We start from the raw sequence: 15,479 nt of genomic DNA, 5'->3' as shown, positions 1-15,479 counted from the left end.
GACTCACCTGCCTCCATCCGTCAGCATCGTGAACACCACCGGGTCGCCCACGTCGTTCAGCGCGGTGACGAAGGTGGCGATACGCGCCGGCCCGGACCGCAGGGCGACCCAGCCGGCCGCTCCGTTCGGCTCGGCCACCAGGTCGACCCGGGCGTGACCGTTCTTGCGCAGGCACTCGACCGCGCCCCAGACCCGGGTCGCCGCCACCGACAGGTCCTCGGCCTGCTCGCGGGCCAACAACGTGGCCAGGGCCAGCCCGTCGGAGCCGATCAGGCCCTCCCACTCCGCGGAACTGCGAGCCGATGCCAGCTCCACGTCACACCCCACCGCCGCCGGGCCACCGGCGACCGCGAAGGTCACCCCGGCGCCGTGCGAGGCGGAGATCTGGACGGCACCGTCGACCTCCGGCTTGCCGTCGGGCCGGTAGCGCACCGTCGTCTCCGCCCCGAGAGCCCAGCTCACCGCCCGGCTCGTCTGCTGGCGGCGGGCCGTCGACCCGGTCGCCTCCGGGTCGTCGGGACGGACGACGCAGCGCAGTTCGCCGGGCAGGAACGCGCCCACCCGCCGCTCCAGGTACGGGCCGACCAGCGCCGGCAGCCACGGCCCGGTGCCGTCCTGCTTGCGCACCGCGTGCAGCCGCAGCCCCTGCCACCGCTCGACGAGGTTGCCGTCTGCGTCGCAGACGTCCACGTCGTAGTGGTAGGTGTCGCCCTGGCGCAGCCGTTCCACCGCGTGGATGGTGACCGTGTCCAGCGTGGCGGCCACCTTCGGGTCGGCCAGGTACAGCCGCTCGATGGCGCCCGGGAGCAGGGTGGCGTCCGGGACGCAGCACTGCAACGCGTGCATCACCGTGTCCCTGGTACCCGGGTCGCCGAGCACCAGGTCGCCGGGGCGGTACCGGGCGAACCAGGCGTCAACCGGCCGGTTGGACACCCGTGCCACGCAGCTCGTGGCGGCCAGGTCGAGGTAGCCCAGCAACCGCTGGAACCGCCGTCCCTGGAACAGCACCGGTCCGTACAGGTCACGGGCCGGGTCGATGGGCAGCAGCCGCGCCCCGCCGGTCCCCGGCCGGGCCTCGACCCGCAGGGGCCGGTCCCAGCGTAGCCGGGCCCGGAAGTGGTCGGCCTGGAAGTTGGTGTCGCTGCTGCGGACCACCGCCTCGACCGTACCGTCGGCCGCGGCGAGCACCGCGATCCGGATCGTGTTGCTGCCCGTGGGGGGAACCACGATCGGACGCAGCAGTTCGACGTCCTCCAGCACCGGTGCCTCGGTACGCCCGGTGAGCGCCGCCGCCGCCTGCGCCATCGCCTCCATGCCCAGCACGGCGGGGAAGAGCAGGTCCCCGTCGAGCAGGTGGTCGGGCAGGTAGAGGTCGTCGTCGGCGGTCAGGTCGGCGTCCACGACCAGTTCCACGCCCGGGTAGTGCACCTGCGGCCGGTCGACGAAGCGCAGCAGCGGCAGCTCCCGCCGCTCCAACGTGACCGTGGGCAGGCCGTCGGCGCGTCCCATCACCACCAGCGCCGACGGCGCGGCGGGGCTGGCCAGCACCTCCTTGAGCGTCGCGATGCCGGCCTCCACCGGGATCGGCGCGATGCCGTCGCGGGTGAGGGCCTCCAGCACCCCGAGTCGCTCGCCCATGCCGGCGCCCGACCACACCGACCACTCCAGCGCCAGGCACCGGATGTGCGGGTAGTCCTCGCCGACCCGGCGGGTCAGGTCGGTCATCCAGTCGTTGGCCGTGGCGTAGTGCGCCTCGCCGCGCAGCCCGGCCCGGCCGATGATGCTGCCGAAGGTGACCAGCAGCCGCAGCGTGTGCGGGTCGGTCGCGGCGAGCACCGCCTCCAGCCCGTCGATCTTCGGCGCGAGGGTCCGCCGGAAGGTCGCCTCGTCGAGGTTCGCCACCGTGGTCGGCTCGTTGCGGCCGGCGCCGTGCAGCACGCCGGTGATCGGGCCGAGCGTCCGCTCGATGTCGCCGACGGCCGCCTTCACCTCGTCCAGAGCGGTGATGTCCGCCCGCGCGTAGTGGAAGCGGACCCCGGCGGCGGAGAGCCGCTCGAGGTTGGCCGACAGTTCGGCGTCGGTGGCCGGGTCGGAGCGGCCGATCAGGCCGACCGCCGTCCCGGTCTCCTGCCCCAGCGCCAGGGCGCACTCGGCGGTGATGCCCTTGCCGCCACCGGTGACCAGCAGCACGTCCTCCACGCCGAGCCCGGGTCCGCCGTTGGGCGGCAGGGCCGCCGGACGCAGCACCGGCACCTGCCGGTTGCCCTCGGCGTCGTAGTGGACCTCGCTGAACGTGGCGGTGGCCGCCACGTCGGCGACCACCCGGGCCACCGCCGCCTCGACGTCCGCCGTCGACGGCTCGTCGGCCAGTGGCATGGTGACCACGGTGGTGATGATCTCCGGATGTTCCTGGTGCAGCGTCTTGGCCAGACCGGCGGCGTTACGGCGGTCGCCCACCGTGACGAACCGGACCGCGGTGCCCTGGGCCAGCGCCGCCCGGGCGGCCCGCAGCATCACCGGGATGTGCTCGGGCTGGACGTCGCGGGGCAGGGACAGCAGCACGCCGCCGCCCACCCGGGCCTGTTGCAGCGCCGTGCGCAGCGGCTCGGCGAGCGGACTGTGCCCGGCGGTGAACGCCTGCCAGCCGCCGTCGACCGGAGCGCCCACCCGGGGGCCGACCTCGGTGGGCACCAGGTCCACCGCGAACGCCCGTACCCACGGGGCCACTCCGGCGACCGCCGGCACGGCCTCGTCCGCCTCCTGGCCGACCCCGCCGGCCTCGTCGAGGATCTGCGCGATCTCCGCCACCGTGGCGGTGGCGTAGCTGGAGGTCAGCGTCGGGGCGGCCACGTTCAGCTCCCGGGCGGCCTGGTTGACGATCTGCCCCACCGTGATCGAGCTGAGGTGCAGTTCGTCCAGTGGCCGGCTGTCCGGCCGCACCGCCTCCAACGGCAGCTCCGCCCGCTCTGCGGCGAGCCGGCGCAGCAGCTCCAGGCTGTCGGCCGTGGCGCCGGGGCCGGAGACCACGACCGCCGCGCCGGCCGGCGACGCCGCCCCGGCGGTCGGCTCCTCCACTGTACGGGCGACCGCGAAGTCACCGGCCGGCGCCGACTCGGCGGGGCTGGCGAAGAACTTCAGCGGTCGGCCCGGCTCCAGCGGCCGGGTGAACCGGTCCTGGAACAGCGCCGAGTGGTTCACCGACGCACCCGCCGCCCAGGCCGCGCCGACGGCGCTGAGCAGACCCGCCAGCGACAGGCTGTCGGTCTCCAGCGAGATCGTCGGCACCTCCGGGGCGATGTCGGTGGCCAGCCCGCGCAGCACCCGACCCGGACCGACCTCCAGCAGCAGGTCGGCGTCGTCGGCCAGCCGGCGTACCGCCTGGGTGAAGCGCACCGGGTCCAGCACCTGCCGGCGCAGCAGGTCGGGCACGTCGGTGTCGGCCGGCAGCACGTCGCCGGTGACCGTGGAGACCATCGTGCCGGTCAGCGGGGCGAAGGACTGGCCGCGCAGGTGCTCGGCGAATGCGACCGCCGCCGGGGCGACCGCCTCGGAGTGGAAGGCGTGCGACACCGCGATCCGGGTCCAGAACAGCCCGGCCCGCTCGGCCTGCGCGCCGACCTGCTCCACCGCCGCGACCGGGCCGGAGACCACGGTCTGCTGCGGGCTGTTGTAGCCGGCGATGACCACCGGTGTACCGGCCAGCAGCGGCTGCACCACCTCGGGCGAGGCGGAGATGCTGGCCATCGTGCCGTCCCCGGCGCTGGCCTCGGCCATGATCCGTCCGCGCGCGCCGGCGGTCGCGATCAGGGTCGACTCGTCCATGGCGCCGGCCCAGTGCAGCGCGGTCAGCTCGCCCAGGCTGTGCCCGGTGGCGCCGGTGGCCCGGACGCCGAGCGCCGACAGCACCCGCAGCCCGGCGACCGACGCGGTCACGATGCGCGGCTGCGCCACCGCCGTGGCCACCAGGTCCGCGCCGGGCGGCGGCTGGTGGGCCTGGTACAGCTCGTCGACCTCCTCGAACCGGCGCCGCAGCGCGCCGCCGTCGGCCCGCTTCCCGGCGCCCTGACCGGGGAAGAGGAACCCGATGCGTGGGGCGGGACCGGTGGCGCCGAGGAAGACGCCGCCGGCCGCGTCGATCACCCGCTGCTCACCGGCCCCGACCAGCTCGACGAGCCGCTCCAGGCGCTCGCGCGCCTGCTCGGGCGAGGCGACGACCACCGCCGCCCGGACCGGCCGGTCGGCCAGCTGCCCGGCGAGGGTGGCAGCCAGGTCGCCGAGTTCGGCGTACGACAGCCGGCCGACCCACGGCGCCAGCTCCGACAGCCGCGCGCCCAGCTCCTGCGGGGTACGCGCGTCGAACATCAGCAGCTCGGTGTCCTGCCGGGAGCGCACCAGCGCGGTCGTCGCCGCCCCGATGCGGGTCCGGCGGCTGTTCTCCGCGCTCTCGATCACCACGTGGGCGTTGATGCCGCCGAATCCCATCGAGGACACGGCCGCCCGGATCGGCTTGTCGGCCGGCCACAGCTCCGCCGTGCTGGGAACCCGCACCGCGGGCTGCTCCACGTCGATCACCGGGTGCGTGTCGACGTGCCCGGTGGCCGGCGGGATGACCTGCTGCCGGACGGCGAGGATCGCCTTGAGCAGGCCGGCGACGCCGGCGGCGGCCTTGGTGTGGCCGAAGTTGCCCTTCACGGTGCTGATCGCGGCGGGCGCGCCGGCCGGGTCGGCCTCCTGCCGGGCCTCGGTGAAGGCCCGCAGTTCGGTGGCGTCGCCGACGGCGGTACCGGTGCCGTGCCCCTCCAGGTAGGCCACCGAGTCGATGCCGAAGCCGGCCCGCTCGTACGCCCGCCGGATGGCCAGCCGGTGGCCGCTGGCCTCGGGCCGGGTGATGCCACCCTTGCCGTCGGAGGAGTAGCCCCAGCCGGCGATGACGGCGTGCCGGCGCAGCCCGCGCGCCACGGCGTCCTCGTCGCGCATCAGCACCAGCATGCCGCTGCCCTCACCGGGCCAGAACCCGTTGGAGTTGCGGTCGTACACCCGCATCTCCCCGGTGGCCAGCGCGCCGGTCTTGGCGAAGCCGATCACCTCGAACGGGTCGATGCTCAGGTCCACCCCGCCGGCCACGGCGGCGTCGAGTTCGCCGTTGGCCAGGGCGTTGCAGGCGGTGGCGACCGACAGCAGCGACGACGAGCAGGCGCCGTCGACGGTGTAGCCCCCACCCTTGAAGTCGAAGTGGTTGCAGACCCGGCCGGCGATGGTGTTGGCCAGGCCGCCGGCCAGGGTGTCCTCGTCGATCGGCGGGAACGGCGCCTTGTAGCGCGGCTCCAACTCGTCGAGGAAGGCGCCGACGGCGGTGTCGTCCCAGCCCTGCTCGCGCAGCGCCGCCCCGACCGTCCGCCGCACGTACGGCCAGCGCAGTCGCAGCAGGTTGGCCCGGCTGAACTCACCGGTGAGGGTGTTGCCGATGACCACGCCGGTGGTGGCCGTCGGAAGCCCTTCGCCGTCGGGGAACCCGGCGTCCTCCAGCGCCCGGGCGACCGTGTCCAGAGCCAGCCAGTGCGTCATGTCGGTGGACCGGAAGGTGCTTCCGGCGATCCGGTACCTGACCCGGTCGAACTCGAAGCCCTCGATCACCGCGGCCTTGGCCGAGTAGAACCGGTCGGGCGCGGCAGGGTCGGGGGAGTAGTAGTCCTCGTGGTTCATCCGCTCGTCGGGCAGCCGGCGGAAGGCCCGGCGGCCGGTGAGCACGTTCTCCCACAACTGGTTGGGGTTCTCCGCGTCGGGATACCGGCAGGCGATCCCGACGACGGCGATGCGCTGGCTCATGCCTGCTCCTCGCTTCGTCCGTCGACCACCGCGACGGGGTCGACCTGGTTGACCGGAACGCCGCGTCCACCGGCGCGGGGAGTCCCGTCCCGCCGGCTCACGCGATGCTCCTGGGTGTGCCGAGAGTCAGTCCGGCGGGCGCGGTGGCCCGCTCCCGGGACCGCTTGCGCAGGTGCGCCACCCACCAGCCGAGCCCGCGTACGCCGCAGACCACGACGACCGCGAAGAAGAGCGTGTAGACGACGTTGAACACCATCAGCGCGCCGTAGACCATGGCCACCGAGGAGCCGAAGATGAACTGGTTCATCGGCTTGACCGGGGTGGTGCCGGGGTCGGTGATCATGTAGTTGGTGAAGAGCACGAACGCCACACCCGTCATCACGCCGAGAGCCGAGAAGAGGGCGACGTCCCAGATCCAGTGCCGGAGGAACGCCTGGATGGCGAAGCCGCCGAGCCAGCCCACGATCAGCGGGACCTTGCGGGTCAGCAGCGCGTTGATCACGGTGCCGGCGGTGACGATGATGATCGGGATCATCACCCGGAAGAAGGTGTTGGCGTTCTCCGTGAACTCGTACGGCGGGGCGATGGAGATCCACGAGCCGAAGCAGACCAGCGCCATGGTGATGCCGAAGTTCGACGGGTTCATGTAGTGCCGCATCCGGCCGTAGACCGGCGCCTGGAGGACGTACTTGCCGGTCACACCGATGATCACGGCGAAGGCGATCGGCAGGAACATGTCGTTGGCGTACAGCAGCATGTTGCAGGCCAACGCGGTGATGTGCGAGGGCAGCAGGAACTCGTACACCCGGCGGGCGCCGCCGCCGAGGAAGCGTGGTGCCTCCTTGCGGGACCAGGCCCGGATCAGTTCGAAGCCGATCTCGGCGGCGTAGCCGACGAGCACCGCGAAGATGGGCCACAGCCACGGCTGCTCGAAGCCGAGCAGGGTGTAGCCGAAGATGTTGAAGACGCTGATGGAGATGGCGAAGTTGCGCAGGGCCAGGTAGCGACGGTCCGGCTCCGGCTTGGTCGCGGCGGGGACGACGGGGGCCGCGGGCGCGGTGTCGACACCGGGCGGCGGGGCGATCGTGGTCATCGGTTCGGAACCTCCTCGACACGGTCGGTCAGCACGAGGGTGTGCGTGCCGGCGGTGAGCTGCTGGCTGGTGCGGTGCATCTGGCCGTTGAGGTCACGCCAGCGCAGGTCGACGGTGACCGGGCCGCTGCTGGCCCCCAGCCCGAAGTGGACCTCGAAGCTCCGCTTGCCGCCGTGGCCGCTGCCGCCGTCGAGCTGGGAGATCTGCTTGCGTCCGTCCGGCGTGGTCACCGTGACGGTCGCGCCGTACGCCGGGGTCCAGGCCGCCTGGTCCGGCGCGGCGCCGGGCACCGGGCGGTGCAGCCGCAGGTTCAGGAAGTTGCCCTTGCCGGGCGACTCGTTGGCGTAGAACGCCGGCGGGCCCCACTGCCGGGCCACCGCGAGGTCCAGCGCCCCGATGCCCCGGGTGTCCGCGGTGGCGATGCCGCGGGTCGGGATCGGCGCGTCCAGCCCGATCTGTTCGGTGATGTTGGCGAACTCGCCGCTCTCGGTACGGGCGAAGAAGGCCAGCGGCTGCCGGCCGGCGACGTCGTCACCGGGCTGCATGTTCGGCCACATGGCGGGGTTGGAGAGCAGGTCGTCGTTCATCATGGCCATCTCCTGCAGCCACGGCCACCGGTCGATGTCGCCCTTGACGAAGCCGAGCGTCTGGACGACCTCCAGGTCACCGCTGTTGCGGAAGTCGCCGAACTTGACGTCCCAGCCCCAGCCGCTCCAGGCCAGGCCCATCGGCCGGGCCTGCTGGGTGAACGGGGCGACACCCTTGCCCAGCTTGGCGAGCATGTCGCGCTCGTCGCGGGCCTTGTTGATCCAGACGAAGTTGCTCTCCTCCAGGCCCCAGGCCGTGGTGATGTTGGAGACCATCATGTCGAAGCTGCCGTTGCGGTCCAGGTCACCGAAGTCGATGCCCATGCCCTTGAACGAGCCGTCGCCGAGGACGAACGACTTGGGCGTGGTGGGTGTGCGCTCGCCGACCGCGGCCGTGAAACTGATCCGGCCGGGCGTGGAGAGGTTGTGCAGCAGGTGGTCGTGGCCGAAGTCGTTGGCGATGTAGAGGTCCGGCAGGCCCCGACCGGTGAGGTCGGCCGCGGCGATGGCCAGCGTCCACCCGGTGCTCTTGGCGAACGGGATCGCGCCGCGTTCCGGCACGAACCGTACCGACGGGTTGTCGCCGGAGGTCGCCGAGTGCCAGCGCAGCACGTGGTCGCCGCCGCCGTTGGTGGCGCTGGACAGGGTGTCGTTCATCTCGACGTTGTCCTGGCCCCGCGTGTCGAGCACGTCCGACTCGGGGAAGTAGTTCCCGATCACCACGTCCGGCTTGCCGTCGCCGTCGAGGTCGCTGACCAGCGCGGCGTTGGTGTGCCACTTGGGCCCGTGGTAACGGCCGTCGGGCGAGCTCTGCGGCAGCAGCTCCTGGCGCTGGTACGAGCCGTTGGAGAGCGTGGTCGAGCCGGCCTTCTGCAGGAACAGGATCGGCACCCGGCCCCAGTAGGTGACCATGATGTCCATCCGCCCGTCGACGTTGTAGTCGCCGGGTACGCAGCCCATCGGTGCCATGGTGTCGTCGATCGGCAGCGGTGCCGGGTCGAGGATGAACGGCGGGAACTGGTCCTCCTTCGGCGCGGTGGGCGCGTAGGTGACCACCACCTGGTTGGTGCGCACGTCCACGAAGCACAGACTGTTCGCCCGGCCGTGGCCGGTCAGGTCGTTGAGGGCGATGCTCGCACCGACCGACGAGACCCACGACCGGATCTTGAAGTAGGACGGGTTGACGTCGCGAATTGTTTTCTTGGGCAGTCGGTCGTAGCCGTCCGGATAGGCGATCGACTGTTCCGTGAATCGGTACCGTGGGGCGACCTGCTCGGCGCCGGCGACGGAAACGCGGCTGTCGATGATGAAAAAGAGTGAGGCCGCGAGTAGAATCGCGACTATTCCGGGACTGAGCGAGCGTGCGCGTTGACCCAGCACGGTACGGTCTCCTTACAACAGAGCCATCGGCTTCCGCAGAAGCCGATGGCGTGAACAGGGCAGACGGCATTACCGGCACGACTCCCGGTCGAAGTGGAGTAGGTGCGCGGCAAAGGATGGGAGTGTCGCCTGGCGTGGTCGGATGTCACCGGCGCGACGGTTCGGCCGGCGGAGGGTGGGTGTCCGGCCGTTTCACGGTCAGCGCGGCGTCAGCAATTTCGGCGTACCTGGTCTTCCTCCTGCGGCGGGCGGGGAAAGTGAGTCCTGCGGCCGGATTTGGCCCGGGTTCATCGTGCGACGATGGCTGCGGGCCGCGCTTCTTTCACATTGCTCCGACGGTGCCGCGGCAGTCGGCGGTTTTGGTCGACATTTGGTTGACGGTTTGCCTGCTGGGTCCGATTTTCCTCGGCATTGATGTGCGGTGTACCCGGTCGCCGGCGAAGACGGCAATATGGCGAACGTCTGTCGCCCGTGTCGTGGCTAGCCTGGGTGGCGGCGCTGCCCGAGGCGCCGCCCGGGCGTCGCCGTCCAGGCGATCGCCGCCCGGGTCCCCGGGAAAGAGAGGAAGCCGCCGTGTCTGTCGAGGGATTCTGGAAGGTCGCCGTCGCCACGCCGTTCGGCACCCGTCGCACCGAGTTGGAGCTGTTCACCAAGGACGGTGCTCTGCAGGGGATCTCGCGGGGTGAGAAGGAGACGCTCACCCTCAAGGATCTCCGATTGGAGGGCGACCGCCTGTCGTGGTACCAGTCGATCACGAAGCCCATGCGGATGGACCTCGTCTTCGACGTGGTGGTCGACGGCGACGAGATGACCGGGACCGCCCGTGGCGGCCCGATGCCGGCCGCAAAGGTCAGCGGTCACCGCGAAACGGCCGCCCAGCCCGCCTGAGTCGTCGTCCGACCGCCCCGCGGGTCCTGTCCCGTCGGGGCGGTCGGATCCGCGTCGGGAGTGATTTCCCGGTTCGCGCCACCGTCCTTCGGCTCCACCCTTCAACCTAGTTGTGTATTGACTCAAGTGCATTTGTCATCAAGGGTCGTGGGTACTCGACGCGGGAGTATCCATGACCGAACTGCCACCAGGAACCGAGCACCACCGTTACCTCATCATCGGTGCCGGTCCGGCCGGCCTTCAGCTGAGCTACTACCTGCAGCAGGCCGGCAGCGACTATCTGACGCTGGAACGCGCGACCGGGCCCGGCGAGTTCTTCCGCCGGTTTCCCCGGCACCGGCGACTGATCTCCCTGAACAAGGTGCATTCGACGAGCACCGACCCGGAGATCCGGCTCCGCTGGGACTGGAACTCGTTGCTGCACGAGCCGACCGAGCTGCCGTTCTCCGACTACAGCCGGGAATACTTCCCCTCCGCCGACGACATGGTCCGCTATCTGGGCGACTTCGCCCGGCACCACCGGCTCGCCATCCGTTACGACACCGCCGTGGAACGGGTCGAGAGGGTCGAAGACGGATTCTTCGTGCAGGCCGGCGGCCGGTTGCTGCACGCCGACTGCGTCGTGGTGGCCGCCGGATGGGGCCGGCCCAACATCCCGGACGTGCCCGGGATCGAGCATGCCGTCGGTTACGAGGACATGAGCACCGACGCGGCCGACTACGCCGGCCGGCGGGTGCTCATCCTCGGCAAGGGCAACTCGGCGTTCGAGACCGCCTCGGCGATCCTCGGGCACGCCGCCATGGTCCATCTGGCCAGCCCCCGGCCGCTGCGGCTGGCCTGGAACACCAAGCACCCCGGCGACGTGCGTGGTCACCACGGCGCGGTCCTGGACAGCTACCAGTTCAAGACCCTGCACTCGGTGCTCGACTGCGTCGTCGACGAGATCCGTCCGGTGGGGGACCGGTACGAGGTGCACCTGACCTACACCCACGCCGACGGCGAGACGGCGGTGATGGAGTACGAGACCGTGCTGCGCTGCACCGGCTTCGCCATGGACACCTCGGTCTTCGCCGAGGGCTGCCGCCCCCGGATGGCGCCCGGCGGGCGGCTGCCGGCCACCCGGCCGGACTGGCAGTCGGTCGACGTCGACGGTCTCTACTTCGCCGGCACCCTCGCCCAGGACCGCGACTTCAAGAAGGCGTCGTCCGCCTTCATCGACGGATTTCGATACAACCTGCGGACGCTCACCGCCCTGCTGCGCGAGCGGTACGAGGGCGCGCCGCTGCCGTACGAGAAGGTGGAGGCGGACCCCGAGGCGCTCACCGGGGTCGTGCTGGACCGGGTCAACTGGAGCTCCGCGCTGTGGACCCAGTTCGAGTTCCTCTGCGACGTGCTGGTCGTCGACCCCGACGCCGGTGGCGCCCGCCACTACCAGGACCTGCCCGAGGACCACGCGGTGGCGCGGTTCGGCGGCGAGCGCCACTACTACACGTTCTCGCTGCGCTGGGGGCGCGACGCGTACGCCGACGTGTTCGCCATCGAGCGGCATCCGCAGCCCGACCGGGCCGCGGAGAGCGCCTTCATCCACCCGGTGGTGCGCCGCTACCGGGGTGGGGAACTGGTCGAGGAGCTGCACCTGCTGGAGGACCTGCTGGCCGAGTGGCGCCGGCCCGACCGGCACGTACAGCCCCTGCTCGACTTCTTCGCAGCGGACCTGGGACGGTGAGCCCTACCGGCGGACCAGGACCTCCGACAGCGGTTTGCGGGTCAGCTCCGGGACGGTGACCCCCTCGGCCGGGTAGCCGACCGGCAGCACCAGGCAGGCGCGTTCCTCGGCCGGGCGCTCGCAGATCTCGTTGAGGAACCGCATCGGACTGGGGGTGTGGGTGAGCGTGGCCAGCCCGGACAGGTGCAGGGCGGTGATCAGCACGCCGACGGCGATGCCGACCGACTCCTTGACGTAGTACGGCTTCGGGGTGTGCGGACCCTGGTGCACCTCGAACACGACGATGACCACAGGGGCGGTCTCCAGGAACGGTTTCTGCCAGTCGGTGCCCATCGGGGCCACCGCCCGCAGCCACTCGTCGGAGGCGCGGCGGGTGTAGAACTCGATCTCCTCGGCCTCGGCGGCTTCCCGCAGCCGGCGCTTGCGCGCGGCGTCGGTGACCATCACGAAGCGCCAGGGTTGCAGGTTGGCGCCGCTGGGCGCGGTCGCGGCGGCCCGGACGGCCTCCTCGACGACGTCCAGCGGCACCGGATCGGCCGAGAAGTGCCGCACCGAGCGGCGCGCGGCCATCCGGTCGGCGAAGGCCCGGGCGGTACGGCTCATCAGCGGGGGATCCAGCCGGTCCAGGTGGAACGGGGTGGTGGCGATCTGGTGCACGGTGAGCCTCCATGGGCAGGTCGGCGGCCTCTCCAGCATCACCCACCCGGTCCGCGCCCGGTAGTGCGGAATTGCCCAGTCGGCTCGGACCGGCCCGCCGCCGGTCAGCCGGCGGTCTGCTCCGCCAGGTGGTCGACGACGCCGACGAGCGTCCCGAGCCGGGCCACGGACCGCTGCCGGCGGGCCCCGGTGCCGTCGGCGCGCAGCCGGTCCAGCCATTCCGCGACCAGGTCGTGCTCGCCGTGGGCGCGCAGCACCGACTCCACCGCCGCCAGCAGGTCGCCGACCAGGGCACCGGCCGGCCGCAGCCGCCCGGCGCGCAGGTCCAGGCCGTCGCCGTCGAGCCCGTCGCGGGCCGCCCGCCAGTAGGCCACCCGCAGCAGCTCCCCGGGGACGTCCGGGGCCGGCTCACCGGCGTCCACCGCCGCCGACAGGTGGACGACCAGCGCCCGCACCAGCGCCGCATACCGCGCCGACTCCTCGGCGGTGACAGCGGCGTCGGCGACCCGGACCTCCAGGGTGGGGTGCCGCTCCGAGGGGCGTACGTCCCAGAAGATGGTCGCCGGGTCGACCAGGGCACCGGCCGCCAGCAGCCCTCGCACCACCTCGTCGTAGTGCGCCGCCGAGTGGAACACCGGCGGCGGACCGGCCACCGGCCACCGGCCCCAGACCGTGGTCCGCCAACTGGCGTACCCGGAGTCGCGGTTGTCCCAGTACGGCGAGTTCGCGGTGAGGGTCAGCAGCGTCGGCAGGTACGGCCGCAGGTGGTTGCCGACCAGCAGCGCCCGCTGCCGGCTCGGCATCTCCACGTGCACGTGCAGCGCGCAGAGCGCCAGCTCGTCGTGCAGGCCGCGGTACGTCTCGGCGCCCCGGGTCTGCCGCGGGCCGACGGTCATCGGGGGCGGCACCACCCCGGCGACGGGTGCCGTCCCGGTGGCCACCACCCGCAGTCCGGCCGACCGCGCGCAGTCGGCGACGACCTTGCGGGCCTCGGCGAGCTGCGCGGCCAGTTCACCCAGCGTGCCGCACGCCGCTGTGCGGGTCTCCAGCTGCAGCGTGGTGATCTCCCCGGAGACCCGCTCCCCGAGCAGCGGGGAGGCCGCCCGGACGACCTCGGCGGCCCGGGGCGTCGGGGCCCGGGTGACGGCGTCGACGACCAGGAACTCCTCCTCCACCCCGAAGCGTGGGGGCGGCGTGGACTGGCGCGTGGTCAGGGCCATGGGGACGGCGTCCTCCCGCTCGCTGCGCCGGGGACCACGCAGAGGTGGACCGGCGGATGGGCAGCGGCGCGGAACCGGGCGGCGCGCCGACTCGACACACCATTATGGACGGTGTGTGAGGGTGGCGGCCAGGCGCGACGTGCGTCAACGGTGGGCGGGAACCCCCGGGGAGGCGGCACCGGCCCGCTGGCCGGACTGCCCGAGCACCCCGGCCACCGTCGCGGCGAGCAGGGCGGCGCGCTCGGGCATCCGGGTGACGTCCACCCACTCGCTGCGGGCGTGCGACCCGCCGCCCACCCCGCCCAGGCCGTCCAGGGTGGCCACACCGAGCGAGGCGGTGAAGTTCGCGTCGGAGGCCCCCGGTGCGTGCGCACTCTCCAGCGGCGGCAGGCCCAGCTCCCGGCCGGCCCGCCGGGCGATCTCCAGCAACGGCGTCGCCACCGCCTCGGGCATCGGGTACCGGTTGATCCCACCGCCCACCACCAGGGTGGCCTCGGCCAGCCGGGGGGTCAGCGCGTGGATCAGTCGGTCCACCCGGTCGAGTTCCTCCCGGGTCCAGGCGCGCACGTCGACGCAGAAGGTCGCCGACTCGGGCACCTGGTTGCTGATGCTGCCCGCGCTGAGCACCGTGGGCGTGACGCTCGTGCCCTCGGCGGCGAAGGAGCGTACCGCCAGGACCTGGTGGGCCAGCTCCACCGCCGCGTTCACCCCCCGATGCGGCTCCACGCCCGCGTGCGCGGCCCGGCCGCGTACGGTGATCCGGTACACCGAACCGCCCTTGCGGGCGACCTTGACCGCGCCCGTCTCCGTGGCCGGCTCTCCGACCAGCACCGCCCGTGACCGCTGCGCCTGCTGCTCGATCAGCGGCCGGGACGTCGGTGACCCGCTCTCCTCGTCGCAGGTCAGCAGTACCCCCACCCGAGCGGTGTCGGGCAGCAGCGACAGCGCGGTGACCAGTTGCACGATGCCGGACTTCATGTCGCACACCCCGGGGCCGGTGGCCACCCCGTCGGCGAGCGCGAAGGGCCAGTCCCGCACCGTCCCCTCCGGCCACACCGTGTCGTAGTGTCCGAGCAGCAGCACCCGCTGGTCCTCCGCCGGCCAGAGCAGGTGCGGCAGCCCGTCGCGGACCACCCGTACGGCGGGACGGCCCAGCACCGGGCTGATCCAGCTCTCCAGCAGGTCCGCGCAGGCGTGCAGCCGCCGTACCGCCCCCGGCGGGGACTCCTGGTGCACGAGCTGACGAAGACGGTCCACCATGACCCCGGCCTGAGTCCGGGCTCCCTGCCGTATGTCCCCTGCGTCGTCCATGGGCCGATCGTGGCAGCGGTCCGCAGGCACCGGCAATGCGCGTGCGTGCCCTGCTCGTCGCGGGCCGGCCCGGCCCAGGTGCCGGCGGCGCGAACGGCACGCCGGAACAGCTCGTCGTCCGCGCCGCCGAGCCGGTCCGGGCACGGAGGAAGAAGCGAACGGGGTGCCGGGCCGGCACCATGCGCAGCAGGACCGCGTCGCCGCCGGCCGCGGCCTGTCACGTCGAGGAGAATCACCGTGGCACACATCGATCTGGGTCTGGACGAGACGCAACACCCGGGGATCACCGGGCTGATGACCTACCGTCCGGAGACCGCGGTCCCGCTCAACGCACTGGCCGAGGCGCTGCTGCGCGCGCCGCACCCCACCCTCACCGCCGGGGAGCGGGAGCTGATCGCGGCGTACGTCTCCGGGCTCAACGACTGCACGTTCTGCTGCTCGTCGCATTCGGCGTTCGCCGCCGCCCAACTCGACGGCGGCATGCCGCTGGTGCGGCAGGTCCGGGTGGACCCGGACGCGGCCGACATCCCGGCGAAGCTGCGTGGCCTGCTGCGGATCGCCGCGGCGGTCCAGGAGAGCGGCCGGAAGGTGACCCCCGAGCTGGTCGACGCGGCCCGCGCCGCGGGCGCGACCGACCTGGAGGTCCACGACACGGTGCTGATCGCCGCCGCGTTCTGCATGTTCAACCGCTACGTCGACGGGCTCGGCACCCGGCTGCCGGAGGACCCGGGCGCGTACGACGAGACGGCGTTGCGCATCGTCGCCAGCGGGTACGTCGGCTCGGCCTGAGC

Annotated in this window: 9 protein-coding genes; 3 read left to right on the top strand and 6 right to left on the bottom strand. The window is 72.5% G+C overall.

The genetic code is table 11. From position 1 onward, the window contains the following. Positions 1 to 3 precede the first annotated feature (3 nt). The 3 genes from GA0070560_RS17590 to GA0070560_RS17580 form a co-directional block, all read right to left on the bottom strand. Positions 4 to 5,826: a type I polyketide synthase gene (locus GA0070560_RS17590; RefSeq protein WP_091298607.1), complete on the bottom strand. Its 5,823-nt coding sequence runs from the start codon at positions 5,824 to 5,826 to the stop codon at positions 4 to 6. A gap of 97 nt (positions 5,827 to 5,923) precedes the next feature. Further along, complete coding sequence (locus GA0070560_RS17585) at positions 5,924 to 6,919, bottom strand: enediyne biosynthesis protein (RefSeq protein ID WP_091298604.1); 996 nt, start codon at positions 6,917 to 6,919, stop codon at positions 5,924 to 5,926. Beyond that, a complete protein-coding gene (locus tag GA0070560_RS17580; RefSeq protein ID WP_091298602.1) occupies positions 6,916 to 8,886 on the bottom strand; it encodes a CRTAC1 family protein in 1,971 nt (656 codons plus the stop codon). The genes GA0070560_RS17585 and GA0070560_RS17580 overlap by 4 nt, the downstream gene beginning before the upstream one ends. 573 nt (positions 8,887 to 9,459) lie before the next feature. Between GA0070560_RS17580 and GA0070560_RS17575 the strand changes: the two genes are divergently transcribed. After that, positions 9,460 to 9,774, top strand: a complete 315-nt coding sequence (locus GA0070560_RS17575; protein ID WP_091298599.1) for a hypothetical protein — start codon at positions 9,460 to 9,462, stop codon at positions 9,772 to 9,774. A gap of 172 nt (positions 9,775 to 9,946) precedes the next feature. Beyond that, positions 9,947 to 11,500, top strand: coding sequence for an NAD(P)-binding domain-containing protein (locus GA0070560_RS17570; protein WP_091298595.1), 1,554 nt, complete (start codon positions 9,947 to 9,949; stop codon positions 11,498 to 11,500). Positions 11,501 to 11,503: 3 nt separating this feature from the next. Here the strand turns inward: GA0070560_RS17570 and GA0070560_RS17565 are convergent, their stop codons facing one another. The 3 genes from GA0070560_RS17565 to GA0070560_RS17555 form a co-directional block, all read right to left on the bottom strand. Then, positions 11,504 to 12,103, bottom strand: coding sequence for a nitroreductase family protein (locus GA0070560_RS17565; protein WP_170839462.1), 600 nt, complete (start codon positions 12,101 to 12,103; stop codon positions 11,504 to 11,506). Between the two features lie 158 nt (positions 12,104 to 12,261). Continuing rightward, positions 12,262 to 13,377 carry a carboxylate-amine ligase gene (locus GA0070560_RS17560; protein ID WP_091298587.1) on the bottom strand — a complete coding sequence of 372 codons (1,116 nt, stop codon included), beginning with the start codon at positions 13,375 to 13,377 and terminating at the stop codon, positions 12,262 to 12,264. Between the two features lie 144 nt (positions 13,378 to 13,521). Next, positions 13,522 to 14,637 carry a M20/M25/M40 family metallo-hydrolase gene (locus GA0070560_RS17555; RefSeq protein ID WP_245675569.1) on the bottom strand — a complete coding sequence of 372 codons (1,116 nt, stop codon included), beginning with the start codon at positions 14,635 to 14,637 and terminating at the stop codon, positions 13,522 to 13,524. 288 nt (positions 14,638 to 14,925) lie between these two features. Between GA0070560_RS17555 and GA0070560_RS17550 the strand changes: the two genes are divergently transcribed. Continuing rightward, positions 14,926 to 15,477 (top strand): carboxymuconolactone decarboxylase family protein, encoded by a 552-nt coding sequence (locus GA0070560_RS17550; protein WP_091298581.1) that lies wholly within the window; start codon positions 14,926 to 14,928, stop codon positions 15,475 to 15,477. Positions 15,478 to 15,479: the final 2 nt, after the last annotated feature.

The sequence above is a fragment of the Micromonospora halophytica genome, assembly GCF_900090245.1.
Taxonomy (GTDB): domain Bacteria; phylum Actinomycetota; class Actinomycetes; order Mycobacteriales; family Micromonosporaceae; genus Micromonospora; species Micromonospora halophytica.
Note: the sequence above shows the minus strand (reverse complement) of the source record. Positions and strands in the feature narration are given on the sequence as shown.